The following is a 20,306-nucleotide window of genomic DNA, read 5'->3' on the forward strand; positions in this document are numbered from 1 at the left end:
GTTGTCGAATGCCGCCCAACACGTTTGACACGAGCGTAGGTTCGCGGCATTCGCAGTCGTCACGCGCAGAGGGTGGATTGCCATGGCTATTTCGTTGCGCCCATTGATATCCGCAACCGTGGTCGCGTCCGTGGCCGCCACGATTGCGATCGCACCGTCGACGCAGGAGCCGCGTCCGTCGCCATCGGCTGTCAACCTCCACGTCACGTCACAGGCACTGCAGCTCACCGCCGCGGTGCAGCCCCTTGTGGCACCGACCGAAGTCCCAGGGCTTCTCGCCGATTGGTTGAAGCGGGTGATAATCCCGCCAAGCGCCAGCGCACCATTCCCCACACCGCATTTCCCGCCGACCGTCTCACCCGTTTCGCTCGGTAGCAGCATCAAGTGGGTCTACGACGCCGTCGAGCCGTGGGTCGAGTGGGGCTTCGACGTCGCCGCGTACGCGGTCGGTTGGATTCCCTGGGTCGGATGGTTGGCGCCCCAGATCTCGATCTTCTACGACTTCGGCGAGATGATCGTCAGGAGCATCACCTTCAACATCGCCGATTGGCTTGATCGCCAGATCAGCTTCGGTCAGGGCCTGCGGAACGTGGCCGTCGACACGATCAACTCCTTCATCTTCCTGGCCAATGCTCAGCTGGATTTCTGGTTGCCGCCGCTGCCACCAATCCCGCCGATCCCCGGGTCGACGACGACCGTGCAGACGGTGGAGCCGCTCCAGACCGTCGAGGACTCGTCCCTCATGTCCGCGCCACCGTTGTCGGTGAGGCTCAAGGAAGTGATCGAGGGGCTCCTGCCCAAGGCGATCAATCCCACGGTCGTCACCGACAAGGTCGTCACCGACAAGGTCGTCGCTGATGAGGTAGTGACGGACCCACCCGCGGACAAGGTGAATGTCGAGACGCCGCCGGTCGACGCCACCGATCCGACCACCTCAATCGATCCCGTCACCTCACCCAAGCTCAATCAGCTGATCACGGCGGCCAAGTCCGCTCGCCTGATACCGACGGGCAAGTCGACGTCGGGCACTGTCTCGGCACAGGGTGAGGTCCGCGTCAGCCCCACGACCAAGCCCGACACCGACACCAAGCCCGACACCTACGGGGCATCAGACAAGGACAAGCCGGCGCCCGCGTCGACGCCGTCGGACACCGGCCCCGACCAGACGGGCACGACCAACACGCGGCACGAGCCTCACTCGACGACCCACTCCGGGAAGCCCGACAAGAAGACGGCGTCAGGCGACGCGTCGCGCTAGGCGTGGGCGGGCGTGCGCCGGTACAGCAGCAGCACGGGCGGCAGCGCACCGATCACGAGCAATAGCAGCGGTCCCAGCGCCAGGATGCCGGTGCCGCCGAAGACGATGTCGTTGCCGGGGCCACCGAGGGTCAGCCCCACCACCGTCACCAGCCATGCCCACAGCGGCAGCGTCGCCAACCGGGTTGACGATGTCCATTGCTGCGCAGCCCATAACAAGGCCAGATTGGTCACGCCGCTGATGAGCGCGCTGATGGGGAATGGAATCGTGCCGAGGTAGAGCGGCAGAAACAAGGCACCAGCCAGCGCTGACAAAACCCCGTTGAGGGTGAGGATCGAAAGGACGACGGGCCGCTGCCAGCCCGGAGCGTCGAAGATCAGGTCGGGATGCTGTCGATCAGAGCGACGAGCGAACCGGTTACCCACTGGAAGTTGTCCATGCGGTCCTGCCAGTGTTGCAGATTGGGATCCAGGTCCGGGTCCATCGCCATCCCTCCGTCGCGGTACTTTCGGCAGCCTACCTCGTCCCATCGCGTCTAACCGAGATTCAGGCCGGACAGCAGGTCGGTCTCCCACCCTCGTTCGTCGCGCTCACCCGGGACGCCTGCCGCCAGGACATAGTGCTCGGAGTCCAGCATGGGCAGAACGATGTCGTTCGACAGTGCGAAGGCCGCCCCGTCGGGTGAGACAGTGACCTGCGTGGCGTGTGCGCGCATCGCGGCGATCTTGGCTGCCCGGCTCTCGGGCGCGTGCACCACGGCGTCGATCCGGTCGTCGCTGTACAGGAACGGGAAGTCCCCCATGGGCAACCGGATCCAGTGCGATGGCAGGTCTGTGGATTCGATGGCCCGCAGCCCACTCTCGGCCGCCGAAGAGGACATCACCGTCCAGTAGAACTTCGGCACCTGCCACGCGTGCCCCGGGCCGTCGGTGCCCGCCGCAGCGACGATGGCGGCCGAGGTGACCTCGTGGGTGCGGATGTGGTCGGGATGGCCGTAGCCGCCGTCCGGGTCGTAGGACACGACGACGTGTGGGCGAACCGACCGGATGATCTCGACGAGCGCCGCCACTGCCTCGTCTGGGTCACCGTCGGTGAAGCGCTGATGCCCGCGGGCGGGTGTGCCCGCCATACCGGAGTCGCGCCAGTGACCCGCACCGCCCAGGAACACGGGCTCGGCGACGCCGAGACTCGCCAGGGCGGCCGACAGTTCACCGATGCGGTAACCGCCGAGCTGGTCGGCGCCATCGACGGCCAGTTGCGCCCACCGGTCGCCGATCACCTCGCCCTCCTCGCCGAGCGTGCACGTGACGACGTGCACCTGCGCCCCGCGCGCCGCATAGTGCGCGATGGTGGCGCCGGTGGTCAACGTCTCGTCATCGGGGTGCGCGTGGACGAAGATAAGCCGCGGAATCTCCATTGCCTCACGATAGATTCACCCGGTGTCGCGGCGCGCCGTGGAGTACTCGTGTGCTGTGGTCGTCATCGGGCTGCTCGCTGGGGCCGCGGGCGCGGCCACAACCCTTCTGTTGCACGCCGTGGAGCATCTGACCTACCACTATTCGTTCGGCACGCTGCTCACCGGCGTTGGTGACAGCAGTCCGGTTCGAAGGGCAGTCGGCCCAATGATCGGCTGCGCGCTGGCGGGCCTCGGTTGGTGGGCGCTGCGTCGGCGCGCCGACGTGCCGAGCCTCTCGTCGACTATCGCCGAGCATCGGCCGATCCCCCGGCTGCGCATGTCGATCGACGCGGGCCTGCAGGTTCTACTGGTGGGGGCGGGGGCCTCGCTGGGACGGGAGGGGGCACCCCGTCAACTCGCCGCGTCGTTCGGCGATCTGGGCATATCCCGCCTGTCGCTCACACCACGCGACCGCGAGATCCTGCTGGCCTGCGCGGCTGGCGCCGGGCTGGGCGCGGTGTACAGCGTGCCGCTGGGCGGCGCACTGTTCGCGGCACGAATCCTGTTGGGCACGTGGCATCCTCGGGCGCTGGGCACCGCGTTGATAACGTCGAGTCTGGCGGTGGCCGTCGCCTCGCCGGTCACCCACTTCGAGCGTTCGCTCACGTGGCCGGACCCGAGCCTGTCCTACCTGTTCGTCTTTCTGGCGTTGGCGATCGCGCCACTGTCGGTGGCGGTGGGCCTGTCCTTCGACAGGTTGATGTCGATGGCACGACCGAAACCCCAGATCCGTTCGTGGACACTGGTTCCTGCGATCGCGTTCGCGGGCCTGGCGACGGGTGTCTGCTCGATCTGGTGGCCCGAGCTCCCGGGCAACGGCCGCAGCATCCTCACCGTCAGCGTCAACGCGAGTCTGACGCTGGGCGGCGCAGCGGTGCTGCTGGCACTCAAACCCCTGCTGACTGCGCTATTCCTTCGCGCGGGCGCCGTCGGCGGCATGATCACCCCCGCGTTGGCGACGGGTGCGGCCGCGGGATCGCTGGCGACGCTGACGCTGAATCACCTGGCGGGCACCGACATTCAGGTGGCCGCCGTGTCGCTGACGTGCGCCGCGGGCGTCCTGGCGGTGACCCAGCGCGCACCGGTGTGGGCTGCGCTGTTCGTGTGGGAACTCGCGCGTCCGCCGGTGTGGCTGCTGCTGGTGTTCGCGGTCGCGGCCGCCACCGCGCACGTCATCCGGGTCGCGCGAGAGCGCAGGCAGGTGGCCCTGTCTGACAGTGCTACTGCGGAACCTTGATCCACTTTCCCGCGTCGCCGACGATGCCGACCGGGACCGCACCCGACAGGCTCACGTTCTGCACGCTGGGGCCCGCCGCGACGATCGTGGTGTCCTGCAGGATCGGCATCACGGTCCACATGTTCCACAGCCGGGGTTCAACGGCCTTGAGCACGTCGGCGATGTTCTCGGTGCCGTCGAGTGCGGCGTCGATCTTCGGCTGAATGCTGCGGTCGCAGATTCCGGTCAGGTTACTGGGCGCCTGAATCAGCTGGTCGGACTCGGGCGCCGGGGCGGGGCTGGTGACGGTGCTCGTCGCGCCCGGTGTCGGAGTAGGCACGGGCGACGCGGTCGTGGTGGTCGTTGTGGGCGTCGGATCCCCCGGCGGAACCGGTGGAGCCGTCGCGACGGCGGTGGCCTCCAACGCGGGGCAGCCGTAGCGCGATGCCAGCGCGGTGGCCAGATCGCCACCGGCCTGGTGCCAGCCGACGATCGCATCGACGCGGTTCTCGGCGAGCGCTTCGCCGTAGAGAACTGGCGGATCAAGCGCGACCACCGACGCGGCGATGCCGACGCTGCGCAGCTGGTCGGCGGCGGTGTTGGCGACGGCCACCGACGTCGGGTCGTTGGCGGCGACGCCCAGCGCCAGCGTGAGTGGTTGACCGTCCTTGGTGATCCGGCCGCGGTCGTCGTTGGGTAGCGGGTTACCCGGAGTGGACGGCGGCGCTGGATCGGCGAGCTGAACCTGATAGCCGGACTCGGCGAGCAGAGTCAGCGCCGCCTCCTTGGTCATCGCGGGCGGGGCCGTCGGGGTGTAACCCGGGTCGGACGGCGAGCGCACCTGCGCCTGGGCCAGCGTCACGGTGTTGTCGCTGCCCGCACCGACGGCGGCCAGCAGATCCACATCGATAAGCCCGAGGACCGCCTTGCGCACCTGCGGGTCGGCCAGCATCGGCTGCTGCGCGCGCAGCGTCAGCTGCAAAACCCGCGGCGTGACGATGCGCGCAGTCCTCACGTCGGGAATCGCGGACAGCTGGGCGAACGCTGCCTGGCCGCCATGCACCTGAGCCACCTGGGTGTCGCGGTTGCGGATCGAATCAGCCAGCGCGGCAGGCGCTCCCCCGCGCCGGAACAGAATCAGATCGGGCTTGGCGGGCACCGACCAGTAGCGGTCGTTGCGCGCCAACAGTATTTCGTCGCGCTGCGGATCGATGCTCTCCACACGGAACTGGCCGCCGGTCACCGGCATCACACGCGCCAGTCCCGCGGCGAACCCGCCTGGAATGTCCTTGACGATGTGCGCGGGAAGGATGTCGTTGAACAGTTCTCGCCACGCCGGATACGGCTGGGAGAACGTGACCACCGCGGTCTTGCCGCCCTCGACCGACTGCACTCCAGTGATCAGGTCATAACCCGCGGGGTCGACGACACCGGGCTCGCCGACCATCTGGCGCCACAGGTACCAGTAGTCGTCAGCGGCGATCGGTGCGTTATCGGTCCACGACGCCTCTGGCCGAATCTTGTACGTGACGGTGAAGGGGGCCTCGCTCGTCACCTCCGCCGACTCCAGCAGCGAGGTGTCCAGCTCCCACCGCGACCCGGTCGGCGTCGCCGGATCGGCGATGGGCCGGAACGAACTCGGCAGCACCAGCGAGGAGATCGCCGCGTTCACCGGCGACTGATCCGACATCAGGTGTGGATTGAACCCGGCGCCGATCGAGTCGATGGCCATGATGATCTGCGTCGCCTTCATCGGCGGCGGCGGAGTGCTCTCGGTGGTGTCGGTGCTCTGGGGCGCCGGGGGCGGGCTGACGGTGCACGCCGCCACCAACGTCACCAGCGCGGATATCGCGGCAATGACGCGTACGGGTCCTGGCACGGTGTTCAGGGTATCGGCAGGCCTCTGAGCCCCTCGCCCAGTGGCATCGGCAACGCACATCCTGGGTCGAGAGCTGGACGACTCGGCGCCTCATCGGACTTAGCTGGTGTTCGCTATACGACCCCTACATGTCGTTGCATGGATCCGATCTAGTGCCCTAGGGGTGGCCGGATTGAGCATCGTCTCGCGCCGCGGGCGTTCCGACGACGAACGCTCGATCTCCGCCAGAACTTGCATGGTCAAGGAGCTGATGAGACGTATGCCTAGGTCAACACGAATAGCGAGCGGACGGCCTGGAATACCTGGCGCCGGCCCGAGTGCCTAGTCGATCGCCGCGCTTCCAGATGGCATTTGCCGGACCCACACATTCCTAGCGCCTGCGAAATTCTTCTAGAACGTGTTCTATCTATTTGCCTGATATTTACAGCGGCGTCAAGTTAGGGTCTGCCGGAGTCGCGGCGGCCCGACAGGCAGGACCGGCTCGGACACGACGAGAGAGGCGACGTAGATGGATGTCGTGTGGTGGCTAATGCTCGCGATCGCGGCGGTTTGGCAGCTTCGCCGTGTCATTCGAGGACTACGAACCGCATCGCGGCGCATTGACGCCGACATCGCCGCCTTCAACCGCGAGCATCCCCGCATTGAGTTGCCTGACGCCTCAGTGCGGCTCGTCCCTCGCCGCTAGATCGTCGTCAGCCGCGAGTCTTGGCGCGAGCCTTGGCCCTGGCCCGCAGGCTGGCGACCAGCTCGACCTTGCGCACGCGCACGATCTCCGGCGTGACCTCAACGCACTCATCCTCGGCGCAGAACTCCATGGCCTGTTCGAGGCTCAGCTCCATCGGCCTCGCGAGCGTCTCGAAGACGTCGGCGGTCGAGGACCGCATGTTGGTGAGCTTCTTCTCGCGGGTCACGTTGACGTCGAGGTCCTCGGCGCGCGGGTTGATTCCGACGACCTGGCCCTCGTAGGTGTCATCGCCGGGCTCGACGAAGAACTGACCACGATCTGACAGCTGGGTCATCGCGAACGGTGTCACCGAACCGGTGCGGTCGGAGACCAGCGAGCCGGTGTGGCGTGCGCGGATCTCGCCAGCCCACGGCCGGTAGCCGTCGAACACCGCGTTGGCGATGCCGGTGCCGCGCGTCAACGTCAGGAAGTCGGTGCGGAAGCCGATGAGTCCGCGGCTGGGCACGATGAAGTCCATCCGGACCCAGCCCGCCGCGTGGTTGGCCATATCCTCCATGCGGCCCTTGCGGGCGGCCATCAGCTGGGTGACGGCGCCGACGAACTCCTCGGGACAGTCGATGGTCATCGCCTCGAACGGCTCGTGCAGCTTGCCGTCGATCGTGCGGGTAACCACCTGCGGCTTGCCGACGGTCAGCTCGAAGCCCTCGCGGCGCATCTGCTCGACCAGAATGGCCAGCGCCAGCTCACCACGGCCCTGCACCTCCCAGGCGTCGGGGCGGTCGATGTCGACAACCTTGATCGACACGTTGCCGACCAGTTCGCTGTCCAACCGGGACTTGACCATGCGCGCCGTCAGTTTGTGCCCGGACACCTTCCCGGCCAGCGGCGAGGTGTTGGTGCCGATGGTCACCGAGATCGCGGGCTCGTCGACGGTGATGCGGGGCAACGCGTGCGCGTGGTCCGGGTCGGCCAGCGTGTCGCCGATCATGATCTCGGGCATGCCCGCGACGGCGACGATGTCACCGGCGATGGCCTCGTCGGTGGGATTGCGCTCTACACCGACCGTGGCAAGCAGTTCGGTGATCTTGGCGTTGGTGATGACGGGATGACCGTCCACCTCGCGCATCCACGCGACCTGCTGGCCTTTGCGCAGCTTGCCCTTGTAGATGCGGACCAGTGCCAGACGGCCGAGGAACGCCGAGGCGTCGAGGTTGGTGACCAGCGCCTGCAGTGGGGCCTCGGGGTCCCCCTGCGGCGGCGGGATGTGCTCCATGAGGACGTCGAACAGCGCGTCGAGGTTCTCGCCCTCGGGGTTCTCCCCGTTGGCGGGCTCGACGGTGCTGGCGATGCCAGCGCGACCGGATGCGTACAGCACCGGAAGCCCGAGAGCCTCCTCGGCAGCCGTCTGCGCTTCCGCATCCAGATCTGATGCGACGTCGAGCAGCAGGTCGTGGCTCTCCGAGACGACCTCGGAGATGCGCGCGTCGGGACGGTCGGTCTTGTTGACCACCAGGATCACCGGCAGGTGCGCGGCCAGGGCCTTGCGCAGCACGAACCGGGTCTGCGGCAGCGGACCCTCGGAGGCGTCGACCAGCAGCAGCACGCCGTCGACCATGGACAGGCCGCGTTCGACCTCACCGCCGAAGTCCGCGTGCCCCGGAGTGTCGATGACGTTGATCACCGTCATCGAGCCATCGGGGTGCTGCCGGTGCACCGCGGTGTTCTTGGCCAGGATGGTGATGCCCTTTTCCTTCTCCAGGTCACCAGAGTCCATGAGCCGTTCGATGGCGTCATCACCGCGATGGGAGAGAGCGCCGGACTGACGCAGCATCGCATCGACGAGGGTCGTCTTGCCATGATCAACATGGGCGACGATGGCTACGTTACGAAAATCCACGTCGTTCATTGTCGCAGCGCGGGTAACCAATCGCGAAAACGAGTGATGAGCAACGAGAGGTCATGTGAAGGTCAGCAAGCTCGCCGGCGCCAAACCCAAGAAGAAGTGCTGTCGCTCCAAACCCCGCTGTAAGCGCTGCCCACTGGTGCTTCACAAGGTGCACAAGGCCGAACTGTCAGGTATTCGCGGCAAAGACCTCGAGAAGGTCTACAAACGTGCGCGAAAGGCTTGACGACCTCGACGAATACCGGCGTACCGTGGATTAGTCGGGCGGCGATTGGAGGCATCGAACATGGCGCTCTACGAAGCACTCACCGTCACGCTGATCGTCGTCCTGGCGTCGGCGACCACGGTGGCCATCTACCTGGGCATGATGAACTGGATCGGCAGCGCGTTCGTCGTGCGGTGTGCCGCATGTCACCACCTGACGGTCGCATCGGCCAACAAGGCGAAGGAATCCTGCCCCCACTGCCGCCATCCTGTGCTGATGCATCCGCTGTACACAGCGCAGCATCCGGAGAGCCGCACCGAGCCCCGCGTGGTGGGCGACCGGCTGCACTACTGACCGTGAACCATCCCCGGACGCGCGGGGTTAGTTCGTTGTTGGTGGGGGTTGTGGTTGGAAGGGTGTGTACCACCACCAGTCGGCGCGTTCGCCGGTCGGCCCGGGGTATGACGGCACGTCGGGCGGGGTCGTGGTTGGTGGGCGGGCCAGCGATGCCGCGTGCAGGGTTTGTCCCTCACTGTCGGTGATCACGAGCCGGTGTGCGGGTCCGGTGATGGTGATACCGCGCCGGTGATGCAGGCGGTGGTGATAGGGGCAGACCAGTACGAGGTTGGACAGTTCGGTGAGCCCGCCGTCCTGCCAGTGCACGATGTGATGGGCGTGCAATCCGCGGGTGGCTCCACAGCCGGGCACCACACACGTCCGGTCACGATGCTCCAGTGCGCGGCGCAGCCGCCGGTTGACCGTGCGGGTGGCCCGGCCTGACCCGATGACGCGGCCGTGGCGTTGGAACCACACCTCGCAGGTCGCATCGCAGGTCAGATAGCGGCGCTCGTCATCGGTGAGCAGCGGACCCAGATGCAGGGCGGCCACGGGTGTCTCGACGTCGACGTGCACGACCACGGTGGTGTGCTGCCCGTGCGGGCGGCGGGTGACCTCGGCGTCCCAGCCGGCCTCGACCAATCCCATGAACGCGTCCACACCGTCGGGAAACGGCGGCACCTGATCCCCAGCCTGGTTGTCGGCTTCGTGGTCGTGCTTCCAGGCCGCGATCAGCCCGTCGCGATGGGACTGTAGGGCGGTGTCGAACTTCGCGGCGTCCACGCGCGGCAACCGGATCCGCCACGTCGTGTGCGCATCATCGGGACCGGGAGTCTTGGTGATCGTCCGCTGCGGTTCAGGCTTCGGGTCGGGGTCGGGTCGGGGTTCGAGTTTGACCGCGGTGCGTAGTTGGCTGACGGTGGCCACCGCGGCCAGTTGGGCGTAGTGCTCATCGGAGCCGTCGGCTGCGCCCTCGGCGATGACCCCGACCTGATCCAGCGACAGTCGTCCCTCACGCATGCCCTGCGCGCAGCGGGGGAACTGGTCGAGGCGGTGTGCGACGGCGGCGATGGTGTGAGCGTTCTTCAGTGAGGTACCGGTCTTCCACGCCACCAGTGCCGGGACGGACTTCGCACCGGTGGAACCACACAAGTCGTCGCGGTCCAACTCGGCCACGATCTCCACGACACGGCTGTCGATGGCGTTGCGCTGACCGCACAGCTGCGCCAACTCCTCGAACAACACCTCAAGACGCTCATCGGGACGCACCTCACCGGCCAAAGAGGCTGCGGCTGAGGACATAACACCATTATCGCAACGGGGTCCGACAAACCCTGGGCCTACACAGCCCGCCGACGTCGCAACGTTGAGGTTCGGTGTGGAGGTCTCCCACCTCATGCACGACGGACGGCTGAATCCCATCCCGCGATCGTCGCGGCGAGTTCCGGCAACCATGCGGTGTCGGCGGGCACCCAGTCCACGTCGGCCAGCTCGTCGGCCGTCACCCATCGCAGGGCGCGATGGTCGTGCGGCGCGACGGTGCCACTGATCTTGGTGACCACATACGCCCGAAGCGTCATCGCGCCGTTAAGCGGGACGTCGGCACCGATGCGCGCGCCAACGCTCACCTCGACACCGAGTTCCTCGCGCAGTTCGCGCACCAGCGCCGCCTGCTCGGTCTCCCCCGATGCGACCTTTCCGCCGGGCAGCTCCCACAGGCCCGCCAGCTCGGGGGGCCGCTCACGTTGGGCGATCAGCAGCGCGCCGTCGGCGATGAGAGCACCCGCGACGACGACCTGTGTCGATTCGGTGTTTGTCGTTTCCTGGTTTGGCACTGCCGGCGACGGTATACCCAAGGGTCATGGCTGTACTAACGGACGAACAGGTCGACGCCGCACTGGCCGATCTGCATGGGTGGGAGCGCGCCGACGGGGTCCTGCGCCGGTCGGTCAAGTTCCCGGCATTTCTCGACGGTATCGACGCGGTGCGCCGCGTGGGTGCGCACGCGGAGAGCAAGGATCACCATCCCGATATCGACATTCGTTGGCGGACGGTGACTTTCATACTCGTCACTCATTCCGAGGGCGGTATCACCGAAAAGGACATCGCGATGGCGGGCGATATCAACGGGATCGTCGACCAGTAACCGCGATCCACGTCAGAGTCACTAGCGTGGCGACGATGTAGATCAGGCCCGCCCACGCGAGGTACCAGGGCCTGCTGATCTCCCAGATGCTCGGCTGCGCGAAGCTCAGCAGCCAGGGCACGCCGACCAGAATCAGGACCAGCCATCCCCAACCGAGCCAGCGTGCGCCCGGCTGGTTCCGCAACGCTCCGTACAGCAGCCAGAGGATGAGCGGGAGCAACCACACCCAGTGGTGCGTCCATGAGATGGGTGAGAGCAGCAGGCCGAACAGTTGCACGATCAGGATTGCGCCCAGCCGGTCCTGGGCTCCGCCGATGGCCCGCCAGGCGAGGACCGCGAGCACGGCCGTGACCACGACGCCAACCACCACTGCCGGGCCATACTCAGCGTCATGCCCCAGGATGCGGGAGATTCCCCCGCGCCACGACTGGTTGAACGACGTGCCTATCGGGCCGACGCGGTCGGCGTCGCCGAGCAGGTCGGTGAAGTAGTAGCTTGCCTGGCCACCCAGGACCAGTAGGGACACACCGACCGTGCCGAAGAAGACAACGGCCGAGAACAGGGCGGCGCCCCAGCGTCGAGCCCCGACGAAGTACAGGCCCGACACCGCGGGCGTGAGCTTGACGCCGGCCGCCAGACCCACCAGTAGCCCCGACAGCCACCACCGACTGCTGTAGACCGCGCCCAGCACGGCCAACACCAGGATGACGTTGACCTGGCCGTAGTCGAACGTGCTGCGCAGCGGCTCGGTCCAGATCCCGACGGCCGTCCACAGCATCGCCAACCGGTGATCGGCGCGGTCGATCAGCCGCAGGCTCAGCCACACGACGCCGTAGAGCGCGACGATCACGCTGATCTGCCAGATGAAGGCCAACACGCCGAAGGGCACCAGGTGCAGTGGTTCGAACACCACGGCGGCGAACGGCGGATAGGTGAAGGGCAGCGGGAAGTCAGGGGTCTGGTCGGCGTAGACGAAGTCGTACAGCGGCCGGCCCGTGCCGATGGTCGCCGCGCCCTCGACATAGACGTGCAGGTCGACGAAGTTGGCGCCGGCTGGCACCAGGTAGGTCCAGGCGAGGCGGGCGGCGACGCTCAGCGCGAGCAGCCACGGCGCCAGCGTCATCAGGCGGGTGGCAGCCGGCCGTGCCACTCGGGTGTCCAGTTGCTCGTTTATCCCCCGACTCTAGCGATCTGGTCACCGTATGCCGTCGTCCCCATAACGGTTGAGTAAATGCCACACGTGTCACTTGAGTAACTTCAGTAACTCCGTAGCTTCGGTGACAGACGTGCCGACAACGGATTGGGAGAACCATGCACACCGCCAGAAAACTGTTCGCCACCAGCATGATTGCCAGCGCTGGCGCGCTGGGAGCTGCGCTGGCCCTGAGCGCGCCGGCCATCGCCGAGCCCGCCCCCGCACCCCCGGCAATCCCGAGCGTGCCCGGGCTGTCGTTCCTCGACCCGGCCAACGCGCCGCTGTTGCTCCAGGGGCTCTCCTCGACGTTCTCGCAGATGACCTCACCGGCCACCGCGGTCGCGCCCGCTGCGCCCACCGCGCCCACGGCCACCGCATCGGTCAACCTGCCGCAACCGGCCGCGCTGCCCGCTCCGGTCAACGCACTGGGTCTCCCGACGGCCGCCGCGCCTGCAGCCGCGCCTGCCGCCGCGACCCCGGCGCAGGGGATCGTCCCGTCCGCTGAGGTCAGCATTCCTCAGGTGCCGGGATCACCGCTCCCGCCCCAGCAGCTCGCGTTCCCCGGCGCCCTGACCTCGTTGATTCCCGAGGGCGTGCCACTGGCGAACCTGCTGCCGCAGCCGGCCACCGCAGCGGCAGCCGCCGCGCCTGCAGCGGCACCGGCCGCAACGGCGACCGCTACAGGCGTTCAGAGCCTGGAAAGCCTTGCACCGCTGGTCTTCCCGGCCGCAGCGCTGCCCTGATCCAGCTCTGACCAGGCACACGGACCGAAACCACCACGGGGAGAGTCATGTCATCGATGAGGACGCTACTGATCGCCATCGGCGCGTCGGCCGCACTGACGCTGGGCGGCCAGACGGTCGCCCACGCTGAACCGGCACCGCCTGCACCGTTGCCGATCAACGGTCTGCAGGCACCCGGCCTGTCGGCGGTGCAGAGTCTGGGGCCCGCCATTCAGCAGGCGGCCGCGGATCCGACCAACGCCGCATCGATGCTCATGGCCGCCGCGGCGGCCTTCGCCGGTAACTCGGCGGCACCTGCCGACTCGAAAAACGTGGCGGCTGCGGTGAATCAGTTCGTCGCCGATCCCGCGGCGGCCCAGGTGGCGCACGTACCCGCCGCCGGGGCCGTCCCGGGCACCGAGGCCCATCTCCCAGCGGGTATCAACCCGGCCCACTCGGTCGGTCCGGCACCCGAGGCGGCCCCGGCAGCCGCGGCGGCACCCGAGGCTGCTCCGGCCCCGGCACCCGAGGCTGCTCCCGCCCCGACACCTGCTCCCGAAGCTGTCGTCCCCGCACCCGCGGCGGTCCCCGCCGCCGAGGGCGCGCCGGCCCCGGTCGCAGTACCCGCTCCGGGCCCGGCCCCCGCGCCGGGCTTCGGACCCGACGCGCCGGTGACGCAGGAGTTCATGTACCCGTCGATCAGCAACGGGTGCATGTCGGACGGCGGAAACGTGCTGGCGACCGCGATCTCAGTGGCAGGACCGGCGAAGATCCCCTCCCCCGGCCCCGTCGCCGGCCAGACCGCCTACGTGTTCACCGCGATGGGCACACCGGGTCCGGCCGCCGAGCAGAAGCTGCCGCTGAACGTCACCTGGGTCAACCTGACGACGGGCAAGTCGGGCACCGCCACGCTCAAGCCGCAGGCCGATATCAACCCCGAGGGTCCGACGACGCTCACCGCGATCGCCGAAACCGGATCGGGCAGCATCATGTCGACGATCTTCGGTCAGGTCACCACGACCGAGAAGCAGTGCCAGTTCATGCCGACCATCGGCTCGACGGTGGTGCCCTGAACATCACCGTCCCAACCCGCGGGCGTGCGTGCCCAACCCTGAGATACCGGAGCAATCCGGTTGGGGCGCGCACGCCCGCGGTTTTGGTTTCGGGTCAGAACGCCATGAACAGGATCATCTCCCGGTCGTACTCACGGCCGGGATGCGACTCCGACAGATGTGTCTGAGCCTTCTCGACTAGATCGTCCTCGTCGGACCCGGTGATCGCCTCGCCACAGGGGCAGTTCAGATGTGTCTTCGCCATACCCTCACCTTATCCACGTCCATGATGGTGAACATGGATTTGTACGCCGCGATGCGCACGACCGGAGCCGTCCGCCAGTTCACCGGCGAGCCACTGCCCGACGACGTCCTGGAACGAATCCTCGACAACGCCCGGTTCGCCCCGAGCGGCGGCAATCGGCAGGGTATTCGCGTCATCGCGGTGCGCGACATGACCACACGCGAGGCGCTGGCCGAACTGTCGGCGCCCGGCGCCCAGCGCTACACCGCCCAGATCGCCAACCGCGAATCGCCGTGGAACCCGTTGCATCCCTGCGGTGTCCCCGAGGAGACCATCGCAGCCACCGAGGTCCCGCGCGGCATGGTGACGCCACTGCTCAACGCCGAGGTCGTGCTTGCCATATGCCTCGACCTCGGTGTCGCGGCCGCACTCGACCAGGATCTCGACCGCATCGGTGTGATCAGCGGCGCGTCGGTCTACCCGTTCGTGTGGAACGTCCTGCTCGCCGCGCGCAACGAGGGCTTCGGCGGTGTGCTCACCACGATGGCGGTGGCCCGCGAACCAGGCGTTAAGGCCCTGCTCGGCATCCCCGACCAGTACGCCGTCGCCGCGTTGGTGCCGCTGGGCAAGCCGGCCAAGCAGGCCAAAAAGCTCACCCGCAAGCCCGTCGCCGACATCGTCACGCGGGAACGCTTCGACGGCGCCCCGCTCTAGGCCTTGGCGGCCTTCGCCTCATCCATGGCTCAGGCCTTCGCCTTCGCTGCCGCCTTGGCGGCCTTCTTGTACGACCGCACCTTGTCCAGCGAACCGGCGTCGACCACATCGGCGACCGACATGTGGACGTCGGCCTTGCCATAGTCGCCTGCGGCCTCGCGCCAACCCTGCGGCGTGACGCCGTACTGCTTACCGAGCAGAGCGACGAAGATCTTCGCCTTCTGCTCGCCGAAGCCGGGCAGCGCCTTCATACGACGCAGCACCTCGGCGCCGTCGGGGTCGCCGGCCGTCCAGATCGCAGCGGCGTTGCCGTCATACTCGTCGACCACAGCCCGTGCCAGATCCTGCACCCGCTTGCCCATCGATCCTGGAAAGCGATGCACGGCAGGGCGCTCGGAGAACAACTTGAGGAAGCTCTCGGGGTCGTACTCGGCGATCTCGCGGGCGTCGACGCCGCCCATCCGGTCGGCGATCTTCTTGGGACCGGCGAACGCCACCTCCATGGGGATCTGCTGATCGAGCAGCATCCCGACCAGTAATGCGAACGGATTCGCCTCCAGCAGCGCGTCGGCTTCCGGATCCTGGACCAGTTGCAAGGTGGGCATCCGGTCAGTCTAGGACGAATCGGTGCCGAGCGATCGGCCGCAGCGGGCTGGACCGTTCAGGCCGGTTCGGGCATCTGTGCCGCTGGGGTGTGCGATCGTAAGCGGCGATAACCGGTGGATTCGCCCTTAGGAGACGGACATGACACGGGTGCTTGCACCTCTTATCGCGGCGATTGTTGCCGCCATTGCGTTGGCCGGCGCGGCTCAGGCAATTCCCGACCAGGGCACACCGGCATTCGACGAGTACATGCAAGGCCTACAAGCCAATGGCTACAACCTGAATCCCGACACTGCATGGCGCGTCTCTCACCAGGCGTGTATCGGCGGCCTACCGGGATACATCAATTTGGAACTGGCTGCTCAGGGGGTCATCGGCCCCGGAGCACAGCAGAGGGTGATGGACGTGGCCAGAAAGTACGCCTGCCCCGTTCAGTAGGTGACGTCAACGGGCCCCGGTCACGCCAGCCCGCATAGCATTCTGCGGTGAGGTGACATGGCGATCGAGGTTGCGATAGCGCTGGCAGTGGCGCTGGTATTGATGGCGGTTGCCGCCGTCATGGTGGTTCGCACCCGCCGAGTGGTGTCCACCCCTACCGAACGCGCTATCCACGCCGCGCTGCACACCGCCTCACTGGCCGCGCACGCGCTGCGCCAGGGCCTCGACACCGAGTCGGCACAGACGGCCGCACCATTCCTGCGCGACCTGACCGGTACCGAGGGGCTGGCGTTATTCGACGGCGACGGTGAGGTGCTGGCGCGGGAACAGAGCCAGGAGTCGATCTGGCACCCCGACATCGTCGAGACCGCTGCCGCAACCGCGAGGGAATCGGTCGACGAGCAGCGTCGGGTACTGCGCAGCGTCCGCACCACGTCGGTGGTGGCCCAGCCACTGCTCACCGAGAGCGGCGACATCCTCGGCGTCTTGGTGGTGGTGACCGCCGGGACCCCGGGCCCCGGCATGCTCGGCGCCATCGGCGAGGTGGCGCGCTACGCCGCGAGCCAGCTCGAACTCGCCGACCTAGACACGTCCCGCGCGCGCCTCGACCGCGCCGAGGTACTCGCCCTGCGCGCCCAGATCAGCCCGCACTTCATCTACAACGCGCTCAACACGATCGCCTCGTTCGTGCGCACCGACCCCGACCGGGCACGCGAGCTGATCCTCGAGTTCGCCGACTTCACCCGCTACTCGTTCCGGGCGGCGGGGCAGTACACGACGCTGTCCGATGAACTGCGCAATATCGACCGCTATCTGACCCTGGAGCGGGCCCGTTTCGGCGAGGCGCTGAAGGTGCGGCTCCAGGTGGCACCGGAGATGCTCAACGTGGTGGTCCCGTTCCTGGCGCTACAACCGTTGGTGGAGAACGCCGTTCGACATGGGCTGGCCGAGCGCGGCGGCGGCTCCGTCGAGATCATCGCCCTCGACGAGGGCACCGACTGCGTCGTCACCGTCGAGGATGACGGCGTCGGCATGGACCCCGATGCGCTGCGGTCAGGACCCGCCGACGCGCTGGCGGACAGTGACGCTCAGTCGGCCGGGCACTCGGCACACGTCGGGTTGACCAATGTCGACCATCGCCTGCGCGCGGCGTTCGGCAACGATTACGGTCTGGTGGTCGAAACGGCGGTGGGCGCGGGCACCAAGGTCATCATGCGCGTTCCGAAATTCCGTTCGGGCGTCCGGGCCGGCGGAGGTGCAGTGAAGTGAACGACTCGTCAAGACCCACACTGACGGTGCTCGCCGTCGACGACGAGGCACCCGCGCTCGACGAGCTGGTCTACCTCCTCGGCGAACACCCCTGCATCGGCGAGGTGATCGCGGCGGGCGACGCCACCTCGGCACTGCGTGAACTGAACCAGCGACCGATCGACGCGGTGTTCCTCGACATCAACATGCCCGGCCTGAGCGGTCTCGAGCTGGCCGGGGTGCTGACCAACTTCTCCTACCGTCCCGCCGTCGTTTTCGTCACCGCGCATGACGACAAGGCTGTCGAGGCCTTCGACGTCGGGGCTGTCGACTACCTGCTCAAGCCCATCCGACAGAGCCGCCTCGACGAGGCCGTGCGGCGGGCACTCGCGGTGGCCACCGAGGCGCGGCGCGACGAGGAGGTGCCCGGCGACGAGGAGGCCGACATCCTGCCCGCCGAGCTCGGGGGCATCACACAGCTCGTACCGCGGGACACCATCGGCTGGGTGGAGGCCGAGGGAGACTACGCACGGCTGCACTCCGCGTCCGGCGCCCACCTGGTGCGCATACCACTCAGCACGCTCGAATCTCGCTGGCGCGACAAGGGATTCCAACGTATCCACCGCTCGTACCTGGTCGCACTGAAGCAGGTCACCGGCCTGCGCACGACGGACGGCTCGATGCTGGTGCGGCTGCGCGCCAACGGCGACTCGCCCGCTGTGGAGCTGCCCGTCAGCCGACGGCAGGCCAAGGAACTGCGCGATCGGCTCGTCCGGGACCCGATGAGAAACCTGCGGCCAAGTGACGGGGGTACCCATGACTAGGCCGCAGCGCCAACGCGTCGTACTGGCGCACCGGCGGGGCTCGCGCGTCATCAGGACTCGCGTGGAGGTCCAGGAGCAGACCCAGGTCGGCGATGCGCTGGTACGCGGTCTGGTGCGCGCTCAGCTCGGGCTGGCGCTGCGGCTGGCCGTCGTCGTGATCTTCGCCGTCGCTGCCATCCCCCTGGTGATCGGCCTGTTCCCCGACATCTCCGACGTCCGCATCGCCGGGATCCGGCTGAACTGGCTGATCCTCGCCGTCCTGGTGTACCCGGTGCTCTACGGGGTGGGGCGGCTGTACGTGCGGTTGGCCGAGCAGGGTGAGCGCGACTTCGTCCGCGTCATCGAGGACGAACCATGACCGGCGAACCGTGACCGGCGCGCCGCTGACCGCCGCTGCGCTGCTCATCTCGGCGGTGGCCACCATCGTCATCGGCTTCTACGGAATCCGGCTGTCCCGCACCACGTCCGACTTCCTCGTCGCATCCCGCAGCATCGGACCGAAGTGGAACGCGGCGGCGGTCTCCGGCGAGTACCTCTCGGCCGCATCGTTTCTCGGCGTCGCCGGGCTGATCGCCAAGTACGGCGCCGACGCCCTCTGGTACCCCGTCGGCTTCACCGCCGGGTATCTGGGGCTACTGCTGTTCGTCGCCGCACCGCTGCGGCGCTCCGGGGCGTACACCGTGCCGGACTTCGCGGAGTTCCGGCTCGGCTCGGCATGGCTGCGCAAGATCGCGATGCTCGTGGTGGTCGTGGTCTGCGTGTTCTATCTGGTCCCCCAATACCAGGGTGCCGGCCTTGCGCTGAAGGCACTCCTGGGATTCCCGGTCTGGGTCGGCCCCGTTGCCGTCGGCGCGATTGTCATCGTCAACGTGGTGGGCGGAGGCATGCGTTCCATAACGTTCGTGCAGGCCTTCCAGTACTGGCTGAAGCTCACCGCGATCGCCATCCCCGCGTTGGCCCTGCTGGCCGTCGTGATGCGAGACGGCACAGACCTCGGTGGTCCGCTGCCGCCACTGATCAGCCAGCAGACCACCGTCACCGTCGAGACGGATGTCGTCGTGCAGGTGGCAGCACCGGCGGGTATCACCGTGACGGGCACCGTCGACGGCAACCCCGTGGACGCTGCGCCGTTCGCCTCCCCCGGCGACTACACCCTGCAGGCCGGCAGCACGCTGACGCTCGCCGCCGGTTCGGCGACACCGGTGGTCGCCGGCGCACCCGGGGCTGGCGAGGACTGGATGGCCTCCGGCGGCGGGTTGGGCGGCAGTCACCCGCTGTACCAAGTGCTTTCGATCATCGTCGCGACATTCCTCGGCACCATGGGGCTGCCCCACGTGCTGGTGCGCTTCTACACCAACCCCGACGGAACGGCGGCACGGCGCACGGCGCTCGCGGTCATCGCCCTGCTGTCGTTGTTCTACCTCTTTCCGACACTGCTCGGGGTCTTCGCACGACAGTTCGTGCCGCAGTTGCTCATCACCGGCACCGCCGATGCCGCGGTGCTACTGCTGCCCAGCGCGGCGATCGGCGGGATGGCGGGCGCAGGGCTGGCCGCACTGGTGGCCGCGGGAGCCATCGCCGCGTTCCTCGCCACGTCATCGGGACTGCTGGTGAGCATCGCGGGCGCACTGTCGACCGACATTCTGCGCGGGCGGGTGCGCGACTTCCGGATCGCCGCTCTGGTGGGCGGTGTCATTCCCATTCCCCTTGCGCTGCTGGCATCCTCACTCGAACTGTCCCGCAGCGTGGGCCTCGCATTCGCCGTCGCCGCCTCGACCCTGTGCCCGCTGCTGGTGCTCGGCATCTGGTGGCGTGGCCTGACCGCCGCGGGTGCCGCGGCGGGGCTGGCGGTCGGCGGCGTCGCCTCCGGTGTGGCGACGACACTTGCCATCACCGGCGGCCTGGACGACGACCTGCTCGGCGGCTGGCCCGCCGCGATCGTCGGCTACCCGGCCGCCGTCACCGTCCCCCTGGCCTTCCTGACGATGGTGGTGATCAGCAAGCTCACCGCGTCATCGCGCCCGCCTGACGTGGCCAGGAGCTTCGCCCGCATGCACCTGCCCGAACGGCTGGGCATGGGCGTCGAGCGTCTGCCGGGCGGCTGAACCGCCGACCGTTCATCGTCGCCGACTGACCGCTCACCGCACGACCACCCGGTTTCACCGTCTGACGTGTGTTTACT

General features: G+C 67.8%; 22 protein-coding genes. 13 read left to right on the forward strand and 9 right to left on the reverse strand.

Annotation, left to right across the window (positions count from 1 at the left end; translation table 11 throughout):
- Positions 1 to 82: 82 nt before the first annotated feature.
- A complete protein-coding gene (locus ABIA65_RS08260) occupies positions 83 to 1,258 on the forward strand; it encodes an NADH-quinone oxidoreductase subunit E (protein ID WP_354523223.1) in 1,176 nt (391 codons plus the stop codon).
- On the opposite strand, the gene ABIA65_RS08265 is transcribed toward ABIA65_RS08260, so the two are convergent.
- Entirely contained in the window at positions 1,255 to 1,683 is a 429-nt protein-coding gene (locus ABIA65_RS08265) for a hypothetical protein (protein ID WP_241403776.1), read from the reverse strand. The two genes, ABIA65_RS08260 and ABIA65_RS08265, sit on opposite strands and share 4 nt — an antisense overlap.
- Before the next feature lie 110 nt (positions 1,684 to 1,793).
- Entirely contained in the window at positions 1,794 to 2,675 is an 882-nt protein-coding gene (gene mshB, locus ABIA65_RS08270; RefSeq protein WP_241403775.1) for an N-acetyl-1-D-myo-inositol-2-amino-2-deoxy-alpha-D-glucopyranoside deacetylase, read from the reverse strand.
- Positions 2,676 to 2,697: 22 nt separating this feature from the next.
- On the opposite strand from mshB, the gene ABIA65_RS08275 reads away from it, so the two are divergent.
- Positions 2,698 to 3,951 carry a chloride channel protein gene (locus tag ABIA65_RS08275; RefSeq protein ID WP_354523224.1) on the forward strand — a complete coding sequence of 418 codons (1,254 nt, stop codon included), beginning with the start codon at positions 2,698 to 2,700 and terminating at the stop codon, positions 3,949 to 3,951.
- Here ABIA65_RS08275 and ABIA65_RS08280 read toward each other — a convergent pair.
- Both ABIA65_RS08280 and typA read right to left on the reverse strand, forming a co-directional pair.
- Entirely contained in the window at positions 3,935 to 5,869 is a 1,935-nt protein-coding gene (locus tag ABIA65_RS08280; protein ID WP_502919539.1) for an ABC transporter family substrate-binding protein, read from the reverse strand. The two genes, ABIA65_RS08275 and ABIA65_RS08280, sit on opposite strands and share 17 nt — an antisense overlap.
- A 632-nt stretch (positions 5,870 to 6,501) precedes the next feature.
- On the reverse strand, positions 6,502 to 8,400 hold the full coding sequence (gene typA / locus ABIA65_RS08285; protein WP_354523226.1) for a translational GTPase TypA: 1,899 nt from the start codon (positions 8,398 to 8,400) through the stop codon (positions 6,502 to 6,504).
- Positions 8,401 to 8,455: 55 nt separating this feature from the next.
- On the opposite strand from typA, the gene ABIA65_RS08290 reads away from it, so the two are divergent.
- Together ABIA65_RS08290 and ABIA65_RS08295 are read left to right on the forward strand one after the other, a co-directional pair.
- On the forward strand, positions 8,456 to 8,623 hold the full coding sequence (locus ABIA65_RS08290; protein ID WP_241403771.1) for a hypothetical protein: 168 nt from the start codon (positions 8,456 to 8,458) through the stop codon (positions 8,621 to 8,623).
- Positions 8,624 to 8,683: 60 nt separating this feature from the next.
- Positions 8,684 to 8,956, forward strand: a complete 273-nt coding sequence (locus ABIA65_RS08295; RefSeq protein ID WP_241403770.1) for a hypothetical protein — start codon at positions 8,684 to 8,686, stop codon at positions 8,954 to 8,956.
- A gap of 27 nt (positions 8,957 to 8,983) precedes the next feature.
- Here the strand turns inward: ABIA65_RS08295 and ABIA65_RS08300 are convergent, their stop codons facing one another.
- Together ABIA65_RS08300 and ABIA65_RS08305 are read right to left on the reverse strand one after the other, a co-directional pair.
- Complete coding sequence (locus tag ABIA65_RS08300; protein ID WP_354523227.1) at positions 8,984 to 10,240, reverse strand: HNH endonuclease signature motif containing protein; 1,257 nt, start codon at positions 10,238 to 10,240, stop codon at positions 8,984 to 8,986.
- Between the two features lie 92 nt (positions 10,241 to 10,332).
- Positions 10,333 to 10,773 (reverse strand): (deoxy)nucleoside triphosphate pyrophosphohydrolase, encoded by a 441-nt coding sequence (locus ABIA65_RS08305; RefSeq protein WP_354523228.1) that lies wholly within the window; start codon positions 10,771 to 10,773, stop codon positions 10,333 to 10,335.
- A 26-nt stretch (positions 10,774 to 10,799) separates the two neighbouring features.
- On the opposite strand from ABIA65_RS08305, the gene ABIA65_RS08310 reads away from it, so the two are divergent.
- A complete protein-coding gene (locus ABIA65_RS08310; protein ID WP_354523229.1) occupies positions 10,800 to 11,084 on the forward strand; it encodes a 4a-hydroxytetrahydrobiopterin dehydratase in 285 nt (94 codons plus the stop codon).
- Here ABIA65_RS08310 and ABIA65_RS08315 read toward each other — a convergent pair.
- A complete protein-coding gene (locus ABIA65_RS08315; RefSeq protein ID WP_354523737.1) occupies positions 11,062 to 12,207 on the reverse strand; it encodes a mannosyltransferase in 1,146 nt (381 codons plus the stop codon). The two genes, ABIA65_RS08310 and ABIA65_RS08315, sit on opposite strands and share 23 nt — an antisense overlap.
- Positions 12,208 to 12,395: 188 nt before the next feature.
- Here ABIA65_RS08315 and ABIA65_RS08320 point away from each other — a divergent pair, with 188 nt between their 5' ends.
- Both ABIA65_RS08320 and ABIA65_RS08325 read left to right on the forward strand, forming a co-directional pair.
- Complete coding sequence (locus ABIA65_RS08320) at positions 12,396 to 13,022, forward strand: hypothetical protein (protein ID WP_241403766.1); 627 nt, start codon at positions 12,396 to 12,398, stop codon at positions 13,020 to 13,022.
- 47 nt (positions 13,023 to 13,069) lie between these two features.
- Entirely contained in the window at positions 13,070 to 14,074 is a 1,005-nt protein-coding gene (locus ABIA65_RS08325; RefSeq protein ID WP_354523230.1) for an Rv1157c family protein, read from the forward strand.
- A 94-nt stretch (positions 14,075 to 14,168) separates the two neighbouring features.
- Here ABIA65_RS08325 and ABIA65_RS08330 read toward each other — a convergent pair whose 3' ends face one another.
- Positions 14,169 to 14,318 (reverse strand): DUF1059 domain-containing protein, encoded by a 150-nt coding sequence (locus ABIA65_RS08330; protein WP_241403764.1) that lies wholly within the window; start codon positions 14,316 to 14,318, stop codon positions 14,169 to 14,171.
- A gap of 33 nt (positions 14,319 to 14,351) precedes the next feature.
- On the opposite strand from ABIA65_RS08330, the gene ABIA65_RS08335 reads away from it, so the two are divergent.
- Positions 14,352 to 15,011, forward strand: coding sequence for a nitroreductase family protein (locus ABIA65_RS08335; protein ID WP_354523231.1), 660 nt, complete (start codon positions 14,352 to 14,354; stop codon positions 15,009 to 15,011).
- Between the two features lie 29 nt (positions 15,012 to 15,040).
- Here the strand turns inward: ABIA65_RS08335 and ABIA65_RS08340 are convergent, their stop codons facing one another.
- Positions 15,041 to 15,616, reverse strand: coding sequence for an HhH-GPD-type base excision DNA repair protein (locus ABIA65_RS08340; protein WP_241403762.1), 576 nt, complete (start codon positions 15,614 to 15,616; stop codon positions 15,041 to 15,043).
- 139 nt (positions 15,617 to 15,755) lie between these two features.
- On the opposite strand from ABIA65_RS08340, the gene ABIA65_RS08345 reads away from it, so the two are divergent.
- Genes ABIA65_RS08345 through ABIA65_RS08365 form a run of 5 tightly spaced genes read left to right on the forward strand, consistent with a single transcriptional unit; the run spans position 15,756 to position 20,229 of the window.
- Positions 15,756 to 16,052, forward strand: coding sequence for a DUF732 domain-containing protein (locus ABIA65_RS08345; protein ID WP_354523232.1), 297 nt, complete (start codon positions 15,756 to 15,758; stop codon positions 16,050 to 16,052).
- 57 nt (positions 16,053 to 16,109) lie between these two features.
- Positions 16,110 to 17,321: a sensor histidine kinase gene (locus ABIA65_RS08350; RefSeq protein ID WP_241403760.1), complete on the forward strand. Its 1,212-nt coding sequence runs from the start codon at positions 16,110 to 16,112 to the stop codon at positions 17,319 to 17,321.
- A complete protein-coding gene (locus tag ABIA65_RS08355) occupies positions 17,318 to 18,124 on the forward strand; it encodes a LytR/AlgR family response regulator transcription factor (RefSeq protein WP_241403759.1) in 807 nt (268 codons plus the stop codon). Before ABIA65_RS08350 ends, ABIA65_RS08355 begins: the two co-directional genes overlap by 4 nt.
- Positions 18,117 to 18,482 carry a hypothetical protein gene (locus ABIA65_RS08360; RefSeq protein ID WP_241403758.1) on the forward strand — a complete coding sequence of 122 codons (366 nt, stop codon included), beginning with the start codon at positions 18,117 to 18,119 and terminating at the stop codon, positions 18,480 to 18,482. Before ABIA65_RS08355 ends, ABIA65_RS08360 begins: the two co-directional genes overlap by 8 nt.
- 10 nt (positions 18,483 to 18,492) lie before the next feature.
- Complete coding sequence (locus ABIA65_RS08365; protein ID WP_241403757.1) at positions 18,493 to 20,229, forward strand: sodium/solute symporter; 1,737 nt, start codon at positions 18,493 to 18,495, stop codon at positions 20,227 to 20,229.
- The last annotated feature ends 77 nt before the right edge of the window (positions 20,230 to 20,306 follow it).

Origin of the sequence: Mycolicibacterium sp. 624 (assembly GCF_040548615.1) — a bacterium.
Taxonomy (GTDB): domain Bacteria; phylum Actinomycetota; class Actinomycetes; order Mycobacteriales; family Mycobacteriaceae; genus Mycobacterium.

Coding starts and splice junctions, on each gene's coding strand:
- ABIA65_RS08300 (WP_354523227.1), bottom strand. CDS start 10,240: ATGTCCTCAGCCGCAGCCTCTTTGGCCGGTGAGGTGCGTCCCGATGAG.
- ABIA65_RS08330 (WP_241403764.1), bottom strand. CDS start 14,318: ATGGCGAAGACACATCTGAACTGCCCCTGTGGCGAGGCGATCACCGGG.
- ABIA65_RS08280 (WP_502919539.1), bottom strand. CDS start 5,869: ATGTGCGTTGCCGATGCCACTGGGCGAGGGGCTCAGAGGCCTGCCGAT.
- ABIA65_RS08345 (WP_354523232.1), top strand. CDS start 15,756: ATGACACGGGTGCTTGCACCTCTTATCGCGGCGATTGTTGCCGCCATT.
- ABIA65_RS08325 (WP_354523230.1), top strand. CDS start 13,070: ATGTCATCGATGAGGACGCTACTGATCGCCATCGGCGCGTCGGCCGCA.
- ABIA65_RS08335 (WP_354523231.1), top strand. CDS start 14,352: ATGGATTTGTACGCCGCGATGCGCACGACCGGAGCCGTCCGCCAGTTC.
- ABIA65_RS08260 (WP_354523223.1), top strand. CDS start 83: ATGGCTATTTCGTTGCGCCCATTGATATCCGCAACCGTGGTCGCGTCC.
- ABIA65_RS08295 (WP_241403770.1), top strand. CDS start 8,684: ATGGCGCTCTACGAAGCACTCACCGTCACGCTGATCGTCGTCCTGGCG.
- ABIA65_RS08350 (WP_241403760.1), top strand. CDS start 16,110: ATGGCGATCGAGGTTGCGATAGCGCTGGCAGTGGCGCTGGTATTGATG.
- ABIA65_RS08310 (WP_354523229.1), top strand. CDS start 10,800: ATGGCTGTACTAACGGACGAACAGGTCGACGCCGCACTGGCCGATCTG.
- ABIA65_RS08315 (WP_354523737.1), bottom strand. CDS start 12,207: ATGACGCTGGCGCCGTGGCTGCTCGCGCTGAGCGTCGCCGCCCGCCTC.
- typA (WP_354523226.1), bottom strand. CDS start 8,400: ATGAACGACGTGGATTTTCGTAACGTAGCCATCGTCGCCCATGTTGAT.
- ABIA65_RS08360 (WP_241403758.1), top strand. CDS start 18,117: ATGACTAGGCCGCAGCGCCAACGCGTCGTACTGGCGCACCGGCGGGGC.
- ABIA65_RS08320 (WP_241403766.1), top strand. CDS start 12,396: ATGCACACCGCCAGAAAACTGTTCGCCACCAGCATGATTGCCAGCGCT.
- ABIA65_RS08340 (WP_241403762.1), bottom strand. CDS start 15,616: ATGCCCACCTTGCAACTGGTCCAGGATCCGGAAGCCGACGCGCTGCTG.
- mshB (WP_241403775.1), bottom strand. CDS start 2,675: ATGGAGATTCCGCGGCTTATCTTCGTCCACGCGCACCCCGATGACGAG.